The organism is Halopiger goleimassiliensis (assembly GCF_000455345.1).
GTDB classification, from domain to species: domain Archaea; phylum Halobacteriota; class Halobacteria; order Halobacteriales; family Natrialbaceae; genus Halopiger_A; species Halopiger_A goleimassiliensis.
On the sequence record NZ_HG315690.1, the window covers coordinates 2844528 to 2864224 of the forward strand.

Genomic DNA, 19697 nt, shown 5'->3' on the forward strand with positions numbered 1-19697 from the left:
GGCGTCCAGTCCCGAAAGCGATTCCCTCCGGGCGGCCCTCGAGTCGGGTATGAACGAGTCACGGGAGACGGACGGGGGCGAAGACGCGGGTCCGACCCACGTCGTCACCGCCTGCCTCCGGAATCGCGGCGAGGTGTTGCTGTTGCGCCGGAGCGACGCCGTCGGCACCTACCGGGGCCAGTGGGGCGGCGTCTCCGGCTTCGCCGAGGGCGACCCCGACGAACAGGTCCGGGTCGAGATCCGCGAGGAAACCGGCCTCGCCGACGAGAGAGTCTCGCTCGTCCGGTCGGGCCGGCCGATCACCTTTGCCGACGACGACCTCGAGCGCGAGTGGACGGTCCACCCGTACCTCTTCGACGTCGCGAACCGCGAGGTCGACCCGAGCGAGGAACACGACGCCCTCGAGTGGGTCCAGCCGACCGCGATCCTCGCGGCCGAGCGCGAGGCGTGGGACGATCACGCCGACTGCCACGAGGACTGGCTCGAGCGCGAGACGGTTCCCGAACTGTGGCCGGCCTACGAACGCGTCGCCCCGACAGTTCGTTCGATCGCGGCCGACGACGAGCACGGTGCGGCCACGCTCTCGGTCCGCGCGCTCGAGGTCCTGCGGGACCGCGCCGGGTTGCTCGTCGCGGAGCGCGAGGAGTTCGGCGTCGATCCCGAGGGCGAGCGTGCCGAACTCGCCGAACTCGCCGAGCGACTGCTCGAGGCCCGCCCCTCGATGGCGGTCCTCCGGAATCGGGTGAACCGGGCGATGAGTGGCGCGTTCGACGACGCCGCAGCGGAACGCGATGCTGGCGGCGCGCCCGCCGTCCTCGAGTCGGCCGTCGCGGGGATCGAACGCGCCGTCGACGCCGACGCCGAGGCCGCCGCGAACGCGGGCGAGCGCATCGAGGGGCGGGTGCTGACCCTCTCGCGGTCGGGGACCGTCCGCGAGGCGCTCGCCCGGGGCGACCCGTCGCGGGTGTTCGTGGCCGAATCCAGACCCGCCTGCGAGGGGACGACCGTCGCCGAGGAACTGGCCGACGACGTCGTCGACTGTCCCGTCACCCTCCACACGGACGCGGCCGTCGCCCACGTCCTCGAGCGCGAGGACGTCGATCGGGTCGTCGTCGGCGCGGACACCGTGTTACCCGACGGGGCGGTGGTGAACAAGACCGGCACGCGCGCGGCGGCTATCGCCGCCGCCCGCGAGGGAATTCCGGTCACGGTCGTCGCCGCCAGCGACAAGGTCTCGACGCGCGAGGAGGTGAACCTCGAGTCCGGCGCTCGCGACGCGGTCTACGACGGCGACGCTGTCGACGTGCTGAACCCGACCTTCGACGTGACGCCGGCCGACTGCGTGACGGCGATCGTCACCGAGCGCGGCCCGCTCGAGCCCGACGGGGTCGCCGACGTGGCCGCGGAACTGCGGGACCTCGAGGGGTGGCGTGACGAGGAGTAACCGACCGCTCGAGCTGGGGAAGCGACAGACGGAAAGCGCTCGAGCGCCTCGCAACGGACGGCGGCAGTGACGACGCGTTACCCCCTCCGAGCCCCGTGTGACGAGGACTTTTCCCCGAGCCGCCGTTCGGAGGTGCCACAGAGTCGTTCGTATACCGCCAAAACGATCCGACGAGTGGTACGTCTCAGCTGAGACGACCCCGTATACCCGGTATCCATCTCGTTTGCGGTGGCGCGCGCTGTCGTCCGATCGAGTGACAACGAGATCGGACGACTGAGCCGCGCGAGGTCTTCGCGAACGAAGTGAGCGGAGGCTTGTCAGAGCGTGCTCTGACAGTGGATGAGCGACCGAAGGGAGCGAATCGGCTGGGGAGGGTGTGGCCACTCCTCGAGTCCACGATAGCAGATCGCTCAGATTCGCTCTCCTCACTTCCGTAGCAGAACGATCCGATTCGCTCTCGTCTCATTCGTAGGCCGTTTACTACGAGTAGCCCCGAGCGATCGACGCCGGGCAAACCTTCAACGCCGGTACGCTCGTAGACGAACCCATGCGACGCGAACTCGAGCGTGTGGGCATCCACGAGTCCGTCTCGCAGGTGTTTCCGCCCGACGAACTCGAGGCGTTTCTCGCCGACCTCCCCGTCGACGTGGCGGTGATCGACGACGACGGAATCGGCGACTGCGACGCGGTGGTGACCCTCGAGCACCGCGAGGCGTTTCTCGACCTGGCGTGGGTCCACTCGATCCAGGCGGGGGTCGACCGCTTCCCGTTCGACGCCTTCGAGGCCAACGACGTGGCGCTGACCAACAGTACGGGAATCCACGACCGGACCGTCGGCGAGACGGTCGCGGGCTACCTGCTTTCCTTCGCGCGACGGTTACACGATCACGTCGCCGACCAGGGGGACAGCCGCTGGGAGCGGCCGGCGTGGGACGAGGCCTTCACCCTCCCCGGGACGACGGCCTGCGTCGTCGGCACCGGCACGCTCGGCCGCGGCGTCGCGGAGGTCGCCGGCGCGCTCGGCGTCAGGATGGTCGGGGTTCGCCGCTCCGGGGAGCCACACCCCGCCTTCGACGAGATGTACGCGAGCGACGCGTTGCTCGAGGCCGTCGCCGACGTCGAGTTCGTGGTCGTGACGGTGCCGCTGACCGACGAGACGCACCACCTCGTCGACGCGACGGTCTTCGACGCCATGCGCGACGACGCCTACGTCGTCAACGTCGCCCGCGGCGCGGTCGTCGACGAGGCCGCGCTGATCGACGCCCTCGAGGACGACGCCATCGCCGGGGCGGCGCTCGACGTCTTCGAGGAAGAGCCCCTGCCCGAGGAGTCGCCGCTGTGGGGGATGGACGAGGTGATCGTCACGCCCCACTGCGCGGCGTACACGGAGGACTATTACCGCGACGTCGGCGAGATCGTCCGCGAGAACGTCGACCGCATCGAATCGGGCGACGACCTGTACAACCGCGTCGTCTGATGGCCGAGCCACGCATTCGAATTCGCGAGGCGCGAGCGAGCGACGACGCGTCGATCGCCGACGTGCACGCGGCGGCGATCCGCGAACGAGGGCCCGACGCCTACGACGACGAGCAGGTGCGGGCCTGGCTCGCCAACGTCCATCCCGAGCGCTATCCCACCGACTCCGGGGCCGGCCTCCGCGTGATCGTCGCCGAACGCGAGTCGGACCCCGGCGACGTCGTCGGCTTCGGCTGGCTCGACTGCGCGCCCAGCGACCGCGACGACGGCACCGGCGAACTCGTCGCCGTCTACGTCCACCCCGACTGCACCCGCCAGGGGATCGGCCGAGCGCTGCTCGAGCGCCTCGAGGGCGTCGCCCGAGAGTGGGGTCTCGAGGAGGTGGTGCTGGTGGCCTCCCGCAACGCCGTCGGCTTCTACCGCCGCCAGGGGTACGAGCCGAACGCGACGGTCGAACTCGAACTGGGTGCCGACGTGGCGCTCGAGGCACGACGGATGCGAAAGCGACTGTAACCGGCGACGGACGACCAGTTCCACCCCGGATGGCGACGATTCAAGGACCCCGCCGCCCTCCCGCCGGTATGGAAACGACGCGTCACTTCACGGCGACCGTCTACGTCGTCAACGACGGCGCAACTGCCCTCCACGAACACGACCGTCTCGGGATCAGGATTCCGCCCGGCGGCCACGTCGACCGCGACGAACTCCCCCACGAGGCCGGGCGTCGCGAGGTCCGCGAGGAGACCGGCCTCGAGCCGACCCTGCTCGACGAACCCGAGTCGGTCGACGCGCCGGATGGCAGACCACTGCCGGAGCCCCGACACCACATGCTCTACGACATCAACGTCCACGACGGCCAGGTCGGCCACCAGCACATCGACCTGATCTACTACGCGACGGTCCCCCATCGCGATATCTCGCCTGCCGAGGGCGAAGTCGGCGTCGACGCCTGGGAGTGGTACACCCCGGTCGACCTGCGCGACGCCGACCTCCAGGCGAACGTCGTCAGGTTCGGGACCGAGGCGATTCGGGCCGCCGCGGACGCCGAGTGAACCACCCCTCGAGGACCACGCGACGGGGAGTCGACCCGGGGTCGATCAGGAGAACGACGTCGGACGATTCCGGTCGATGCGACGGCCGGCGGGCGTTCGGCGTGCGGTCGTCCGAGTCCCTACCACTGATCAACCCGGTACCACCCGCTCGAGTACGGCGAACAGTACGTATCCACCGATGGCACCTCCATACGCAATCGGTACGACCTCCACCACGACCGATACTGGTCGCCATGGGACGTACAGGAGGGTCACGAAGACGCCGTAGATGAGCCACGGAACGGCCACGAAACGGAGCCGCTGTCGACGGGATCGCGACGATTGCTCGCTCCGCCCGCGGAGTCGCTCCTGAACGGCAATCTGGACGCCGAGCAAGAGCAGCGGCGCAACCACGATTCCGATCCCCAGGACCACCAGACCACCGAACGAGTCGGACGCCATCGGGGGTATCGCAGCGAGCACCGCATACAGCGCGATCGCGAAGTGTCGGTAGGTGGCCATCGATCCGATCGTCTTAGCGGTAAAAAGTAAGCAGTCCGATCCACGCTCGAGACGGCGGTCTCAGGGTTCCGATTCGGATCGTGCGGCGCGGTCGCGTAACCACCGGATACGGGTTTCGGTCGCGGGATGGGTGCTGAACTGACCGGTGATCGACGCGGCCTCGTCGGGTGGAAGGATGTCCATCGCAGCCGTACGCCGCTCCCACGATCTGAGATCCGTCTCGGGCGTCCCACGGGCGTCGTCGAGCGTCTCGAGCGCAGCGGCGAGCGCTGCGGGTTCACCACAGAGCGCTACGGCCCCGTGGTCGGCAGCCCGTTCCCGGCCGACGGCGAAGACGGCGACCGCGAACTGGGCACAGAACCGGAACGGCGACAGCGCCACCGCGCAGAACCAGTCCGTCAGCGGCGTGTCCGAATCGTCCTCGGACCGGGTGAGATCGGTGACGAACACCAGCGGGAGCAACAGCGTCTCCATGATGCGCAGGTCGTCGTTGGTGAGATGGGCGAGTTCGTGTGCCAGCACGGCCGTCACTTCACGCTCCTCGAGTCGCTCGAGGAGGCCGGTCGAGACGACGAGGATCGGGTCGGTGGACGGTCCGAGCGTGTACGATTCCGGCCGCTCCCGGTCGATTACGGCGACGGTCGGCGGCTGGACGTCCGCCTGCATCGCGAGCCGTCTGACGGTCGACTCGAGTTCGGGACGCGCGTCGGGGTCGACGCGTTCGGCGAGGACGGCGTCCCGGAGATTCCCGATGGCCTTCCGGAGGACCCACCGCCAGAACCGGATGACGGCGTAGGCACCGACCGGGAGACCAACCAGCACGAGATACAGGAGTAGCGGATTGCCGGTCGACAGGACGGCCACTGTCTCGAGGACGACGACCGCCCCGGCAACGGCGGCCCCACCGAAGTACAGCAGCCGCACCCCTATCCGGTCACCGTCACGGCCGACGAGCAACCCGACGAAACAGGCGACCGCGAGGACGGCCACCGAGAACACGATCGCCGGGGACACCCCCGCGAGCGCGGACGGAGTCGGGAGGTCGATGGCCGGACTGGCCTCGTAGAGGAACATCACGGCCGACAGCACGTGGAACTGCTCGAGGAGGAGCAGCGGCAGCATCGCGAACAGGACCGTAAACAGGGCCCAGAGCAACACCGCCACCGGTAACAGGACGCCGATCGAAGCGATCGTTCTGACGAGCAACGCGAGACGAGTCCGGAAACGCATTCGAGTGAGGAGGCGTTTCTCCTCGGAGGTTATATACTTCCCTTCTTATAGGTCAGAAGCCGATACCGACGAGCGAGACGTCCGGAGACGCCGCTGTAACCGTAGCCGTTGCTGGTCGTGACAAATCGAACGCAGGGACACGCGGGACGACCGACAGGCTCGGCCGGAACGGCGGCGGTCAGGCCTCGAGTTCCCCCTCGGTCTCGGCCAGCCGTTCGACGTCCGCGGTCAGCGTCTCGAGCAACTCCTCGGCTTGCTGGTCGTCGTAGTCGGTGTGGTACTCCTTCGGGACCCCCTCCGCCGCGAGCATGTAGTGGCGGTCCGGTTCGACGTCGTGGTCGGCGAGACAGGCCTTGGCGCACTCGAGCGGACAGCCGTCGATGACGACGATCGGTCGGTCCTCTTTCGCCGTCTCGACGAGCGGGCCGACGTCGCCGCCGACGCCGGCGATACAGGACATCTCGGCGGTCTTGTTGCGGTCCAGCGAGACGGCCAGATCGTTCGCCATCTGAGCCGCGCTCGAGCAGCCCGAACAGGAGTAAACCAGCGGTAAATCCTCGTAGTCGTCGGTCATGTAGGTGGGCACTGTCAGCCGACCTCGATATTCCTGCCCCCGAACATGTGACCGACGAGTGACGGCGTCGAACGGCCGGACCATACGTCGAACGGCCGGGCGCACGGCTCGAGTACGACGAGAGTCGTGCGCCCCGGGGAAGGGCAGGCCATCGCACCGGTACCGACCGCGAGCGAACGAAAGCGCGGCGCGAAGCGCCGCGGAGAGACGAACGGCGAAGCCGTGAGTCAGTGAGCGAGCGGGCCGACGACCGATGTGACGGCCCGAAGGGCCGGAACGGAGGGAGGAGGCTTTTCATCAAAGTTTTGCCGAGTTTGGTCGCAAAGCGACCGCACGCAGCGCAAAAGTTTGTTAGAAGAACTTGAAGAGGTCGTCGCGCTCCTGCTCGTGGAGGTGGTGGCGGACGGCCTCGTTCAGGGGTTCGATGCGGCCCTGTTTCGCGGTGATGGGGGCGATGGTCTCGGTCCACTGCTTCCACGGGGGATAGAGGCCGAGGCGGTCGCAGAGGTCGTTCAGGCGCTCGTCCCTGTCGTCGACCTTGTCCATCTTGTTGACGGCGACGACGGTCGGAATTCCGACGTCCTGGAGGAAGTGAAACATCTCCACGTCGTAGGGAATCTCGTCGGGGCCGGAGTGACGGTCGATGATCTCGACGGCGCTGTTCCCGTCGACGACGAGGATTCCGACGAGGATGTTATCGGCGTACTCCTCGATGTAGCGGACGATGTTCGTCTTGATCTGCTCGCGGCGATCCTCGTCGACGCCGCTCATGAAGCCGAAGCCGGGGAGGTCGGTGACGACGAAGTCCTCGGAAGCCCAGTCGTAGTGGTTGGGCTGGCGGGTGACGCCCGGTTTGCCGCCGGTGTCGAACGAGTGGCCGGTCACCTCGCGCATCAGCGTCGACTTCCCCACGTTGGAGCGACCGACCAGCACGACCTCGGCGTCGCGGTCGGGACGCGTCTCGAACATACCACCGGGTTGGGCGCTGGCGAGGATATACCTGCTGTTCCGGCGCGCTCGCGACCCGTCGTTCCGGGGCCGTCGTACATGGTCGGTATTATGTCCCCGGACTGTGTCAGCCCCGGACGTGCGACTGGTACAGCTGACGGTCCCGACGGGCAAGCGGGAGACGGTCCTCGAGACGCTCGACGAGCGGGGGATCGACTACGTCGTGACCGACGAGGACAGCAACCGGGAGTACACGGCGGTCGTCTACTTCCCGTTGCCCTCGCCGGCGGTCGAACCCGTCCTCGACGAACTCGGGGACGTGGGGGTCGACGAGGACGCCTACACCGTCGTCGTCGACGCCGAGACGGTGGTCTCGAGGCGGTTCGAGGCGCTCAGGGAGGAGTACGAGAAAGGCGACGTCGAGTCGGATCGGATCTCGCGCCAGGAACTCGAGACCGAGGCCGAGGAGTTGACGCCGACGTTCGCGGTCTACGCGATCATGACGATCGTCAGCGCCGTCGTCGCGACTGCCGGACTCTTCCTCGACTCGCCGGCGGTCGTCGTCGGGTCGATGGTGATCGCCCCGCTGATCGGGCCGGCGCTGGGCGCGAGCGTCGGGACCGTCCTCGACAACGAGGAGCTGTTCGGGCAGAGCCTCCGGTATCAGGTGGTGGGGGTCGTCCTCGCCATCGTCGCCGCGGCGGTGTTCGCGTTCGTGGTCCGGACGACCAACATCGTCCCGCCGAGTCTGAACATCAGCGGCGTGGCCGAAATCGCCGAACGGCTCGCGCCCGACCTGCTGTCGCTGGCCATCGCGCTCGGGGCCGGCGTCGCGGGGATCATCAGCATCGCGACGGGCACCGGCGTCGCGCTGGTCGGCGTGATGATCGCCGCGGCGCTGATTCCGCCCGCCGCGGCCGCTGGAATCGCCATCGCCTGGGGACAACCCCAGGCCGCGGTCGGGGCGACCGCGCTCGTACTGGTCAACGTCCTCTCGGTGAACCTCGCCGGGCTGGTGACGCTGTGGTACGCCGGCTACCGGCCGGACAATCTGTTCTCGGTCGGCGAAGCCGAACAGCGGCTCCGACAGCGCGTCGTCGGCCTGATCGTGATCGTCGGCGTCTTCGCGCTCTTCCTGGGAATGATCACCTACTCCTCGTACGCCGCCACGTCGTTCGAAGAGAGCGCCCGCGAGGAGGTCGAGATGCTCCTCGAGGACGAGGAGTTCGCCCAGTACCAGCTGCTCGAGTTCGAGGTGATCATGGACGACGATTATCCGTTCACCTCGCCCGAGCGCGTGATCGTCACGATCGGGGGGCCGCCGGGCGAACCGCAGCCCCGCTTCGCGGAACGGTTACACGAGCGGATCAACGATCACAGCGACGGCCAGGTCAGCGTCGAGTTGCGCTACGTCAGCATCGTCGAACGCTGATCGGTCGCGATCGGCGACGTCCCGATCCCGTACCTCGTCGAGTCCAGTCGCTCGAGGAACGACGTGCGGCGACGTCCCACTCGGGTGGGAGTACTACCGACGCAAGCGCTCGAGCAGCGACCACTTGCCGTCCCCCGACTCGTCGTCCCTCTCCGTCTCGTCGGCATCCCCCCGGCCGAGCCGGCGGCGGATCCAGGCTCGCGGTCCGCCGATCCGATTCACGAGGTAGGTCGGGAAGTACAGCGCGAACGCACCGAGCCCGAGAAAGACAGCGCCGCGGACCGGCCGTCCGGTTCGCAGGAGTTCGAACCCCACCACGAACATCGGTCCGGCCATCGAGATGCCGGCGGCGAGTTGTAGCATGTCGAGGAGTCCGAGCCGTCTGATCATCGGTAGGAACTCGTCGTACAGCCTAGGGTTACTCCTCGAATGGGAGTTCCGGCTCGTAGTCGACCGCCTCGACGGCGGCCTCGAGTACCGTCTCGACGTTCTCGCCGGTTTCGACGCTCATGGTGTAGTCGGCGTCCATCTCCGCGGCGAGGTCGTCCCAGACCTCCCGTCGGTCGCTCTTGTTCGCGACCGTCAACACGGGCACCTCGGCGAAGCGATCGGCGACGTCGTCACGGAGCTCGAGCTGGGACGCGAGCGGGTAGCCGCACTCGCCGCTCGGGTCGAGGACGACGAGCATGCAGTCGCCGAGGTGTTCGATCGCCGAGATCGCCTGCGTCTCGATCTCGTTGCGCTCCGCCGGCGGCCGATCGAGCAGTCCCGGCGTGTCGACGATCTGGTAGCGGATGTGGTTCCGCATCGCGGACCGTTCGGTCCGCTCTGATTCGGCGGACAAGTCCGCCCCTTCGAAGTGACCCACGCCGATCCCCTTCGTCGTGAAGGGGTAAGAGGCGGTCTCGCCGCGGGCGCTGGTGACCTCGTTGACGAACGACGACTTGCCGACGTTCGGGTAGCCGGCGACGACGATGGTCGGCTCCTCGGGGTCGATGTCGGGGAGATCGCGCAGGGCGTTGCGCGCCTCGTTGACGAACAGCAGGTCGGCCTCGATCTGTTCGACGACGTCGGCGAGCCGTGCGAACGCCTGTTTGCGGTGTTTGCGTGCGGTGTCGACGTCGGTCTTCCGGAGCCGAGGCTGGTACTCCTCGTGGATCTCGCGGGCCTTCCGGCTGGCCCACATCACCTCGGAGAGGCTCTGTCGGAGCGCGTCGACGCCCGTCGTCTCCCGGTTCGCGCCAGCCGTCGACTCGAGGATCGCGTCCGCGAGTTCGTAGTAGAACGGGTGGACCTCGTCCTCGTACGCGAAGTCGGGCCACGCCGTCACGACGTTCTCGAGGTTGTCCGAGATGATGTTCGCGGCCGTCTGGAGCATCGACTGCTGGGCCTCGAGGCCGCCCTTGGCCTTGCCGGCCCGCGCCGCCCGCGAGAACGCCTTGTCGATCAACTCTTCCGACGTGGGCGTCGTCGGAAGGTCTTCGAAAATCATGCCCGTACGTAGTCGGCGCTCTCATAAAAGGTCGTTCGTTACGGCCCGCATCGGGACCGCTCGAACGGGTGCGACGCCACCGCACGGTAGCGGAGTCGATTCGACCCCCTGCGATGCCGGATTCGGAACGTTTGAGAGGACCTATCGGAAACGGTGACCGTGAGCCGGAGTCGACTCTTCGCATCTCTCTGTGGGCTCGTCTTCCTCGTCAACCTCGCCAGACTGGTCTTCGCGCCGCTCGTGGACGTCCTCATCGGCGAGTTCGGGATCGGCGAGGCGACCGTCGGGCTGGTCGTCACGCTCGCGTGGGTCGGCAGCGCCGCCCCGCGATTGCCCACCGGCATCGTGCTTACCCGGGTGCCGCGACAGTACGTCGTCATCGCCGCCGGGTCGATCCTCGCGGTGGCGTCCGGCTTCGCCGCGACGGCGACCTCCATCGCACACCTCATGGTCGGCGCGTTCCTCATGGGCATCGCCTCGGGCGTCTACTTCGTCTCGGCGAACCCCTTTCTCAGCGAGCTGTTCCCCGGACGCGTCGGCCGGGTGATGGGAATCCACGGTGCCTCGAGTCAGATCGCCGCGGTGATCGCGGCCCCGCTGGTAGCGGTGACGGTCGTCGTCGACTGGCGGCTCTCGCTGTGGCTCATCGCCGCCGGCGCGGCGCTGGTGACGGCGTACACGTGGGTCGTCGCCCGTCGGACCGACCTGCCCGAAGCCGGAGCCGAGGACCGGCAGTTCGTCGCCGGCGCGCTCTCGGAGTGGAAACTCATCGTCACGGCGCTCGCGATCGTCGGCGCGACGTCGTTCGTCTGGCAGGGCGTGTTCAACTTCTACGAACTCTACATGCAGTGGAAAGGCGTCTCCCCGCGGCGCTCGGGGCTGTTGCTCACGATCGTCTTCGCGGCCGGCATCCCCGCGTTCTACGTCGGCGGCGACCTCGCCGACCGGCTCCCGCGGGTCCCGTACCTGCTGTCCGTCGTCGGCGCGTTCGCCGCGACGCTGTTCGGACTCACGGTCACGGAGGGATTCGCCGGACTGCTCGTCCTCTCGGCGGTCATCGGCCTCGTCATCCACGCGCTGTTCCCGGCGATCGACACCTACCTGCTCGATACGCTCCCCGACTCGACGCGGGGCAGCGCCTACGCCGTGTTCAGTTCGACGTGGATGCTCGTGCAGGCGCTCGGTTCGTACGTCCTCGGGCTCTTCATCGAGGGCGGCCACAGTTACGACGAGGTGTTCCAGGTCGCCGCCGTCTTCCTCGCCGCGACCGTCGTCGTCCTCTTCGCCATCGATCGCGCGGGTCGCCTGCCCGGGTAAGCGGACAGACGCTGCATGCAGCGGGCGTATCACCCCTCGAGCCCTACCCCGACCATGACCGATTGGCGGGCGGTAGTCGTCGGCTTCCTCGTCGGGACGGTGCTCGGCGTGTTCGGACTCGCGATTCCGGGTGTGGGCCAGCTCGTTCCCGGCCTCGTCGGCGGCTTCGTCGCCGGCTACATGGCGGGCGGCGGGTTCGGTCGCGGCTTCTGGCACGGCCTGCTCGCGGGAGCGATCGGCGGCGTCCTCGTCGGGGTCGTGATCGGCCTCCTCGTCGCGCTCGCGGGCTGGGTCGCCGGTCCGGCCGGCGGCATCGCCACCGGCGTGATCGGCCTCGGCATCGCCGGGGCCAGCATCTTCGTCGCGTTGCTGTTCGCGCTCGAGAGCGCGGTGGCCGGTGCCCTCGGCGGCGCGATGAAGGGATGACCGCTCGATGCGCCCCGTGCGGATCATCGAGCGTGCACGAATTTCGAAACCGGCCGGTTCAGGTTGTGTAGATATCGTTCCGTATTCCTGCTGTCAGTCTGTGGTGGCGCGTGCTGTCGATCGACCGAGTGATTACGAGGTCGATCGACGAAATCGCGCGAGGTCTTCGTGAGCTGCGCGGGACCGCCAGGTCCCGCGAACTGATCGCGCGGCGCAGCCGCGCGACACGAAGCGAACGAAGGCTTGTCAGAGCGTGCTCTGACAGTGGATGAGCGACCGGAGGGAGCGTTAGCGCGGAACCGGAGGTTCCGCGAACCATGCGAATAGTGCGGGACCGCTGGTCCCGCATACCGTGCGAGCGGGCCAGTGGCCCGCGAGCAGACGGCGGCAACGCCGCCGTGAGCAGAAATCGGCTGGGGAGAGCGAGGTGCGAACGAACGTGAGCACCTCGGAACAGCGAACGGCGAACGGAGTGAGCCGTGAGCGGCGTGGCCACTCCCCGTGTCCACGATAGCAGGACGCTCCGGTTCACCGAGCCTTCCAACGAACCCACCGAACAAAACACGCCTCTACTCATCGCTCATCGCCGAGAACGAGCAGCCGACGCGCTGTACACCGCAGCGATTACGCGAGCCCGAACCGCTCCTCGAGGTCGTCGTAGTCCGGGAAGTCGGGCCACTCGCTGGCGACCCAGGCGTCGGCGACGGTCATGTCCGACTCGAGGGCGAAGAAAGCGGGCCGGGGTTCCGCGACGCCCTCCATCCCGTCGAGGTCGTGGACGACGTCGTAGGCCGCGGCGACGTCGTTGCTCGGATCGCTGAAGATCGGGAACGGACACTCCTCCTCCTCGAGGAACCGCTTGATCGCGTACGGCGTCGAAATCGTGACGCCGACGACCTGCGCGTCGGCCTCGTCCCAGCCGCGGTCGGCGAGTTCGCCCCAGACGTAGGTGCCGACGAACGAGCCGATCATGGGGGTGAACACGAGGATCGTTCGACCGTCGGCCTCGCTCACCAGCGAAGAGAGCGTCCGGTCCTCCCAGAACTCGTCGTTGACCAGCGGCCGGGTGAAGTCGGGCGCTTCGTCGCCGGCCGCGGGGTGGTCGGTCGCGGGTAGTTCGACGACGTCGAAATCGGGCATCAGTCCGCACCTCCGTCGTGAGCGCCCGCGGACGCGCTCGAGGGGCGACCGCCGTCAGTCGCGACCTCGTCGCCGTAGGTCGCCTCGAGGTAGTCGACGATGTTGGCGCTCTCGGCCATCGTGACGCCGGTGTTGGCGTCGACGATCACGGGCACTGAGCGGACGCCCGCGACGCGTTTCACGACGTCCCGTTTGGAGTGCAGCGGTTCGACGAACCGCGACTGGTACTCGAGCTCCAGTTCCTGCAGCGTCCGGGCGACGCGTTCGCAGTACGGACACGCCTGTAGCCGGTAGAACGTGATCGGCGGATCGTCGTCGCTCATACCCGACCGTTGGGGAAGCGGCCGGATAATCGTGTCGTCGCCGGTGGAACCGACCGGAACCGCGGGCCGGGTCGAACGCGACGCCCGAGGTCGGTGACGAGTGCGCTCCCCGGTCGCGAAATCGGCTTCCCGTCGGGTTCGAGCGCCGGAAAATGGTAAACGGTTAACCGATCCGGCCGTAATGGTCGCCATTGATGGCGTTCTCGCTTCCGTTCGAGATCGTGCTCGCCACCCACGAGGTGCCGGTCGTCGGCCTCGAGATCCAGGAGTCGACGGTGACTATCGTCGGCGTCCTCGCCGTAGCTCTGCTCATCGCACTCTCCGGCTTCTTCTCCTCCTCCGAGATCGCGATGTTCAACCTCCCGAAACACCGCATCGAAGGGATGGTGGAGGACGAGGTCGACGGCGCGTCACTGGTCAAAGAACTCAAGGACGATCCCCACCGGCTGCTCGTGACGATTCTGGTCGGGAACAACATCGTCAACATCGCGATGTCCTCGATCGCGACGGCGATCCTCTCGATCCACTTCGGGGGCCTCGTCGGCGTCCTGCTGGCGACGTTCGGCATCACGGCGCTCGTCCTCCTGTTCGGGGAGAGCGTCCCCAAATCCTACGCGGTCGAGAACACCGAGTCGTGGGCGATCCGGATATCGAGGCCGCTGAAGGCCACCGAGTACCTGCTCTTCCCGCTGATCGTCCTCTTCGACTACCTCACCCGGCAGGTCAACCGGCTCATCGGCTCGACGGGCGCGATCGAGTCGCCGTACGTTACCCGCGACGAGATCCAGGAGATGATCGAGTCCGGCGAGCGCGAGGGCGTCCTCGAGGAAGAAGAACACGAGATGCTCCAGCGCATCTTCCGCTTCAACAACACCATCGTCAAGGAGGTGATGACCCCCCGCCTGGACATGACCGCCGTCCCCAAGGACGCCGACATCGACGAGGCGATCCAGACCTGTATCCAGAGCGGCCACGCCCGCGTGCCCGTCTACGAGGGCAGCCTCGACAACGTGCTCGGCGTCGTCCACATCCGCGACCTCGTGCGCGACCTCAACTACGGGGAGACCGACGGCGACGACCTCGAGTTGGACGACCTGATCCAGCCGACGCTGCACGTCCCCGAGTCGAAGAACGTCGACGAACTGCTGACGGAGATGCGCGAAAACCGGATGCACATGGCGATCGTCATCGACGAGTTCGGCACCACCGAGGGGCTGGTCACCGTCGAGGACATGATCGAGGAGATCGTCGGCGAGATCCTGGAAGGTGGCGAGGACCTCCCGATCGAGGAACTCGACGACCGGACGGTGATGGTCCGGGGCGAAGTCAACATCGAGGACGTCAACGAGGCCCTGGCGATCGAACTCCCCGAGGGCGAGGAGTTCGAGACCATCGCCGGCTTCATCTTCAACCGCGCCGGCCGCCTCGTCGAAGAAGGCGAGGAGATCACCTACGACGGCGTCCGCATCACCGTCGAGACCGTCGAGAACACCCGGATCATGAAAGCCCGGCTGCACAAACTCGAGGAGCCACCCGAGGACGAGGACGGCGAGGGCGACGCCGAGCTGACGGACGTCGACGAACCGCTCGAGTGAGGGGCTGTTCTGCCGCCCGATTCGTTCCGCTCGAGCCGTTTCAGACGGTGCCGCGGACGGTCTGCGCGAGTTCGTCGGCGACCGCGGGCGGCACGACGATCCGTCGCGGCCCGGGGACGTACTGGCCGTCCGGCTGGGCGTACGTGAGTGTGACGACGGCGGCGTCGCCCAGCTCGCGGATCGAGACGTCGACGATCACGTCGAGGTCGATCGCGTGGTCGGGATCTCTGAGATAGAGGACACCCTCGTCACGGTCGAGGACGCCGCTCGAGCGGAGGAACGACGAGAGCACGAACGCGACGAGCGCGACCGGCAACAGGAGGGCGGCCAGGCCGGTGAACGGCCCCGGACCGATCCGCGAGAGGGGCTCGACCTCGAGCGCGAGCCGTCCCAGTCCCATCAGCCCGCCGATGACGACCCCCATCGCGAGCGTCGCGACCGCGGCGTCGATCGCGCGCTCGAGGCCCCGTTCGGAGGGGGCGGACAGCGAGAGTCGCGTCGCGAGCGACTGGAGTCGGCGTTCGGCGCGCGGATCGACGGCGAGGGAGAGGATCGTGACGGCGATCGCGGCCACGGTGGCGACGACGACCGGTTCGAAGCCGCCCTGCAGGGCGAGTTCGTACAGCCGCCAGGCGACCACGATGGCGATCATCGCGAAGAACGTCCCGACGCCGAACGACCACAGAAGACGGACGCTCCGCGACGTCGTCGCGTCGCGGTGCCACTGGATCGTCTCGGGATCGTCGGGATCGACGGGCGCGTCCTCGTCCATGGTCGAACTCGCGACCGATCGGGTAAAGGCCGTTCGATGTCGCTCGCGGCTACAGGAACAGGAACTCGAAGGCCGTGTAACCGGTGAAGGCCACGAACAACGATCCGGCGAGCGAGAGGACCCACGCGAGCACCGTATAGCCCATCTTCCGGGCGCTGACGCCGCCGCCAGCGCCGGAGGCCGCGTAGCCGCTCCCGATGATCGAACTGACGACGATCTCGTTGAACGAGACGGGGATACCGAAGAGGACGGCCGCCTGTGCGATCGCGAAGGAAGGGATGAGCGCGGCGATCGACCGCCGGGGACCCAGCGAGGAGTAGTCCTGCGAGATCGCCTTGATCATCCGCGGCGCACCGGTCCAGGAGCCGATGAGGAGTCCGACGCCGCCGCCGACCAGCAACGCCAAAAGCGGCAGGCCGAGGTCGCCGGACAGCGGCAGCAACGGGCCGATGGCGAGACCAACCTGGCTCCCGCCAGCCGAGAAGGCGACGAGGCCGCCCATAACGAGCAAGAACCGGCGTTGGGCCCTGGCGGGATCGTTCCGAACGCCCATCGCGGTCGGCACCACCCAGAGCAGGATCATCCCCAGCGTTCCGACGGCGACGCCGACCGATCGGGACGCCGGCACCATCCCGCCGACCGACTGTGCGATCGAGGCTCCGCCGTCGGGCGGTCCGAGGACGGCGAACTCGATGTTCGCGACGAGGAGGCCGACGACGCCGGCGAGACCGATCAACACGTATCGCTCCGGCACCGGCTCCTCGCGCAGGGAACGGGCGATCACGTAACCGAAGAAGCTCCCGACGAACGGCGTCAGTATCCACATGGTCGCGATCTCGCCGTAGGTCGCCCACGCCGGATCGCCGCCCATCGCCAGGCCGACGCCGATGACGGCCCCGGTCGAGGTAAACGCCGTGGCGATCGGATAGCCGGCGAAGACGCCGGTCGCGACCAGCGTGGCCGCGATGACGAGCGCGAGCGTCGCCGCCGCCGGCGACAGCACGACGCCGCCGATCAGGTCCCCGCCCATCGTCTCCGAGACGTTCGCACCCTGCAACACCGCGCCGGCGAATCCCAGAATGCCGACGAAGAAGCCGGCCCGCATCACCGAGATCGCGTTCGCACCGACCGCCGGGGCGAACGGGGTCGACCCGCTCGAGCCCGCGCCGATCGACCAGGCCATGAAGAAGCTGGCGACCGCGGCGACAAGAAACGTCGCGAGCGTCGCGATATCGACCATCTATCCCGGCCTTACCAGCGGCCCCTACAAGTGTGTGCCGACCTGTGCTCGTCGCCGACGACGCGATCCGGTTGAACTATTGGTTATCTAACCGGAATGTCGGGTTCGATCTTAACATATAAGCCGGTTCCAGGACAGTATCAGGTAAACAATGGGAGATCAGCGTAAACAGTTCGACAGAAGAGCGTACCTACAGCTCGCCGGGAGCGTAGGCGTCGCCACGGCCGGCCTCGCCGGCTGTCTCGAGGACGCCAACGGGAACGGTGAGGGTAACGGCGACGACGGCAACGGCGACGACGGCAACGGTGAGGGTAACGGCGACGCCGAAGACGAGGGCAACGGCGACGGCGGTTCCGACATGGAGATCGTCGCCGGGACGGCCCCCGGGTTCGAGCCGTTCGAAATGGTCGAGGACGGCGAACTCGTCGGGTTCGACATCGACCTGCTCGAGGCGGTGGTCGAGGAAACCGAGTACGAACTCACCGGCTGGCAGGAGATCGAGTTCGACGGCCTGATCCCGTCGCTCGAGGACGGCAACATCGACGTCATCGCCGCGGCGATGACCATCACCGAGGACCGTCAGGAGACGATCGCGTTCACCGACCCCTACTACAGCGCCGACCAGTCGGTGCTCGTCCAGACCGGCGGCGACGTGCAGCCGGCGGAACTCGAGGACCTCGAGGGGCTCAACGTGGGTGCCCAGTCGGGAACGACCGGCGAGGGCATCGTCGAGGAGGACCTGATCGCCGAGGGGCTGATCGACGAGAGCGACTACGACTCCTACGGTAACTACGTCCTCGCAGTCCAGGAACTCGAGCGGGGGACGCTCGACGCGATCATCATCGACGAACCGGTCGCCCAGTCGTTCGCGGCCGACCGCGACGTCGAAATCGCGTTTACCTTCGAACGAGACGAGGAGTACGGTTTCGGCGTTCGCCAGGACGACGACGACCTCCAGCAGGCGCTCAGCGAGGGCATCGAGGCCGTCCAGGAGTCCAACCAGTACCAGGAGATCACCCAGGAGTGGTTCGACGAGTAACCTGACCGGGCATGGTAGGTGAGTTCGTCGTACCGTCCGTCGCCGCCCTGCCGGCGGCCGCGATCGATCCGTCGCTGCTCTCGCCCGTAGCCGCGGTGCTCGAGGCCGGACCGATCGAGGAAGCGGTCGCGGATGTACTCGGCGAGGACTGGGGGTTCGTCGTCCGCAACGCCGACTACCTGCTGTGGGGCGCGGCGATTACGGTCGCGCTGACGTTCACGAGCATCTTCCTGGGCTTCCTCGCGGGCTTCCCGGCGGGGGCGATCGAGGTCTACGGCTCGGGGTACTCGCGTGCGTTCGTCAGGAAGACCGGCGTCTTGCTGCGGGGGACGCCGATCATCGTCATCATGATCTACATGTTCTACGTCCTGCCGATCGAACCCCTCCTCGGGGCGGTCGGCTGGACGCTCACCTGGATCGACACCGTCCTCGGGCCGACGCCGTTTACCGTTCCGACGAACGTGCCCGAACCCTTCGTCGCGGCGACGCTCGCGCTCGGCCTGCGAAGCGCCGCCTACCAGTCCCAGATCTTCCGCGGTGCGCTCCAGAGTATCGACGAGGGTCAGATGGAAGCTGCGCGCTCGATCGGAATGAGCCGACTCCAGGCGATCCGGCACGTGATCGTCCCGCAGGCGCTGCGCCGGAGCGTCCCCGGCTTCCAGAACGAGTTCACCATCGTTCTCAAGGACACGTCGATCGCGTTCGCGATCGGTCTCGCGGAACTGCTCAAACGCAGCCGGGACCTGTTCATCAACGAGACGACCGCCGTACTGGAGGTAATTCTCTTCATGAGTCTGATCTACTTCGTGCTGACGTTCGGTACGAACCGACTGCTCGACTACCTGAGCAACACCTTCGCGATTCCGGGTGAGACATCGTGACCGACACCGAACCGACGACGCCAGCAGACCCCGAGACGGAGCATCGAACCGAGCCGCTGTTGCGGATCGAACACGTCGTCAAGTCCTACGGCGACGAACGGGTCCTCGAGGGCGTCTCCCTCGAGATCGATCGCGGCGACGTCGAGGTGCTCGTCGGACCCAGCGGGAGCGGGAAGTCGACGCTGCTGCGGTGTCTCAACCGCCTGACGGAGGTCGACAGCGGCCGTATCTTCCTGGGCGACCTCGAGGTGACCGGCGACACCGACCCGAACGAGATCCGCCAGCAGATCGGGATGGTGTTCCAGGACATCAACCTCTTCGCTCACCTCACCGCCCGGGAGAACGTGACGCTCGGGCTGAAGCAGGTCCGCGGGATGAGCGAGGCCGAGGCGCGTGAACGCGCCGACGCCGAACTCGCGCGGGTGGGCCTGGCGGACCAAGCCGACTCCTACCCGGCCCAGCTCTCGGGGGGACAGAAACAGCGCGTCGGCATCGCCCGCGCGCTCGCGATGGATCCCGAAGTGATGTTGTTCGACGAACCGACGAGCGCGCTCGACCCCGAACTCAGCAACGAGGTGCTCGCGGTGATGCGCGAACTCGTCGAGGAGGGGATGACGATGGTCGTCGTCACCCACGAGATGCGCTTTGCCCGCGGTGCCGCCTCACGGATCTCGTTCCTCGAGGACGGCGAGATCGTCGAGCGCGGGCCGCCGGACCGGATGTTCGACGACCCGACGCACGAACGGACGAAACAGTTCTTCGAGAGCATCCGCCATGACTGACGCCCGCCTCTCGACGGTCGAGACGGAGGTGGC

21 protein-coding genes are annotated in these 19697 nt (G+C 67.5%); 11 read left to right on the forward strand and 10 right to left on the reverse strand.

All coding sequences use genetic code 11. The features are described 5' to 3' along the window. Window positions 1-49 precede the first annotated feature (49 nt). The 4 genes from TX79_RS13930 to TX79_RS13945 all read left to right on the forward strand — a co-directional run bounded on the left by TX79_RS13930 (window position 50) and on the right by TX79_RS13945 (window position 3972). Complete coding sequence (locus tag TX79_RS13930; protein ID WP_049928040.1) at window positions 50-1444, forward strand: NUDIX domain-containing protein; 1395 nt, start codon at window positions 50-52, stop codon at window positions 1442-1444. A 547-nt stretch (window positions 1445-1991) separates the two neighbouring features. Continuing rightward, complete coding sequence (gene ddh / locus TX79_RS13935) at window positions 1992-2921, forward strand: D-2-hydroxyacid dehydrogenase (protein ID WP_049928041.1); 930 nt, start codon at window positions 1992-1994, stop codon at window positions 2919-2921. Further along, a complete protein-coding gene (locus TX79_RS13940) occupies window positions 2921-3433 on the forward strand; it encodes a GNAT family N-acetyltransferase (RefSeq protein WP_049928042.1) in 513 nt (170 codons plus the stop codon). Before ddh ends, TX79_RS13940 begins: the two co-directional genes overlap by 1 nt. Window positions 3434-3501: 68 nt before the next feature. Continuing rightward, on the forward strand, window positions 3502-3972 hold the full coding sequence (locus TX79_RS13945; RefSeq protein WP_049928043.1) for an NUDIX hydrolase: 471 nt from the start codon (window positions 3502-3504) through the stop codon (window positions 3970-3972). Between the two features lie 129 nt (window positions 3973-4101). Here TX79_RS13945 and TX79_RS13950 read toward each other — a convergent pair whose 3' ends face one another. The 4 genes from TX79_RS13950 to engB form a co-directional block, all read right to left on the reverse strand. Beyond that, window positions 4102-4473: a hypothetical protein gene (locus TX79_RS13950; protein WP_049928044.1), complete on the reverse strand. Its 372-nt coding sequence runs from the start codon at window positions 4471-4473 to the stop codon at window positions 4102-4104. A gap of 60 nt (window positions 4474-4533) precedes the next feature. Continuing rightward, window positions 4534-5703 carry a M48 family metallopeptidase gene (locus TX79_RS13955; RefSeq protein WP_049928045.1) on the reverse strand — a complete coding sequence of 390 codons (1170 nt, stop codon included), beginning with the start codon at window positions 5701-5703 and terminating at the stop codon, window positions 4534-4536. Between the two features lie 178 nt (window positions 5704-5881). After that, on the reverse strand, window positions 5882-6277 hold the full coding sequence (locus TX79_RS13960) for a putative zinc-binding protein (RefSeq protein ID WP_049928046.1): 396 nt from the start codon (window positions 6275-6277) through the stop codon (window positions 5882-5884). Between the two features lie 351 nt (window positions 6278-6628). Continuing rightward, window positions 6629-7246, reverse strand: coding sequence for a GTP-binding protein EngB (engB, locus tag TX79_RS13965; RefSeq protein WP_049928047.1), 618 nt, complete (start codon window positions 7244-7246; stop codon window positions 6629-6631). Between the two features lie 118 nt (window positions 7247-7364). Here engB and TX79_RS13970 point away from each other — a divergent pair, with 118 nt between their 5' ends. Then, window positions 7365-8657, forward strand: coding sequence for a TIGR00341 family protein (locus TX79_RS13970; protein WP_049928048.1), 1293 nt, complete (start codon window positions 7365-7367; stop codon window positions 8655-8657). 93 nt (window positions 8658-8750) lie between these two features. Here the strand turns inward: TX79_RS13970 and TX79_RS13975 are convergent, their stop codons facing one another. Together TX79_RS13975 and TX79_RS13980 are read right to left on the reverse strand one after the other, a co-directional pair. Then, window positions 8751-9044, reverse strand: coding sequence for a DUF7533 family protein (locus tag TX79_RS13975; RefSeq protein WP_049928407.1), 294 nt, complete (start codon window positions 9042-9044; stop codon window positions 8751-8753). A 31-nt stretch (window positions 9045-9075) separates the two neighbouring features. Continuing rightward, window positions 9076-10149, reverse strand: coding sequence for an NOG1 family protein (locus tag TX79_RS13980; RefSeq protein WP_049928049.1), 1074 nt, complete (start codon window positions 10147-10149; stop codon window positions 9076-9078). 153 nt (window positions 10150-10302) lie between these two features. Here TX79_RS13980 and TX79_RS13985 point away from each other — a divergent pair, with 153 nt between their 5' ends. Both TX79_RS13985 and TX79_RS13990 read left to right on the forward strand, forming a co-directional pair. Next, window positions 10303-11466 (forward strand): MFS transporter, encoded by a 1164-nt coding sequence (locus TX79_RS13985; protein WP_049928050.1) that lies wholly within the window; start codon window positions 10303-10305, stop codon window positions 11464-11466. 54 nt (window positions 11467-11520) lie between these two features. Continuing rightward, window positions 11521-11892, forward strand: coding sequence for a DUF5518 domain-containing protein (locus TX79_RS13990; protein WP_049928051.1), 372 nt, complete (start codon window positions 11521-11523; stop codon window positions 11890-11892). 624 nt (window positions 11893-12516) lie between these two features. Here TX79_RS13990 and TX79_RS13995 read toward each other — a convergent pair. Beyond that, window positions 12517-13032, reverse strand: a complete 516-nt coding sequence (locus TX79_RS13995) for a redoxin domain-containing protein (RefSeq protein ID WP_049928052.1) — start codon at window positions 13030-13032, stop codon at window positions 12517-12519. Further along, entirely contained in the window at window positions 13032-13355 is a 324-nt protein-coding gene (locus TX79_RS14000; protein ID WP_049928053.1) for a glutathione S-transferase N-terminal domain-containing protein, read from the reverse strand. The genes TX79_RS13995 and TX79_RS14000 overlap by 1 nt, the downstream gene beginning before the upstream one ends. Before the next feature lie 194 nt (window positions 13356-13549). On the opposite strand from TX79_RS14000, the gene TX79_RS14005 reads away from it, so the two are divergent. Then, window positions 13550-14950 (forward strand): hemolysin family protein, encoded by a 1401-nt coding sequence (locus TX79_RS14005; protein WP_049928054.1) that lies wholly within the window; start codon window positions 13550-13552, stop codon window positions 14948-14950. A 40-nt stretch (window positions 14951-14990) separates the two neighbouring features. Here TX79_RS14005 and TX79_RS14010 read toward each other — a convergent pair whose 3' ends face one another. Further along, complete coding sequence (locus TX79_RS14010) at window positions 14991-15722, reverse strand: hypothetical protein (protein WP_049928055.1); 732 nt, start codon at window positions 15720-15722, stop codon at window positions 14991-14993. Window positions 15723-15771: 49 nt separating this feature from the next. Continuing rightward, on the reverse strand, window positions 15772-16962 hold the full coding sequence (locus TX79_RS14015; RefSeq protein ID WP_049928056.1) for an inorganic phosphate transporter: 1191 nt from the start codon (window positions 16960-16962) through the stop codon (window positions 15772-15774). 151 nt (window positions 16963-17113) lie between these two features. On the opposite strand from TX79_RS14015, the gene TX79_RS14020 reads away from it, so the two are divergent. The 3 genes from TX79_RS14020 to TX79_RS14030 are packed head-to-tail and all read left to right on the forward strand — an operon-like array spanning window position 17114 to window position 19664. Beyond that, window positions 17114-18001 (forward strand): basic amino acid ABC transporter substrate-binding protein, encoded by an 888-nt coding sequence (locus TX79_RS14020; RefSeq protein ID WP_049928057.1) that lies wholly within the window; start codon window positions 17114-17116, stop codon window positions 17999-18001. 11 nt (window positions 18002-18012) lie between these two features. Next, window positions 18013-18882: an amino acid ABC transporter permease gene (locus tag TX79_RS14025; protein ID WP_154660525.1), complete on the forward strand. Its 870-nt coding sequence runs from the start codon at window positions 18013-18015 to the stop codon at window positions 18880-18882. Continuing rightward, window positions 18879-19664: an amino acid ABC transporter ATP-binding protein gene (locus TX79_RS14030; RefSeq protein ID WP_049928058.1), complete on the forward strand. Its 786-nt coding sequence runs from the start codon at window positions 18879-18881 to the stop codon at window positions 19662-19664. The genes TX79_RS14025 and TX79_RS14030 overlap by 4 nt, the downstream gene beginning before the upstream one ends. Window positions 19665-19697: the final 33 nt, after the last annotated feature.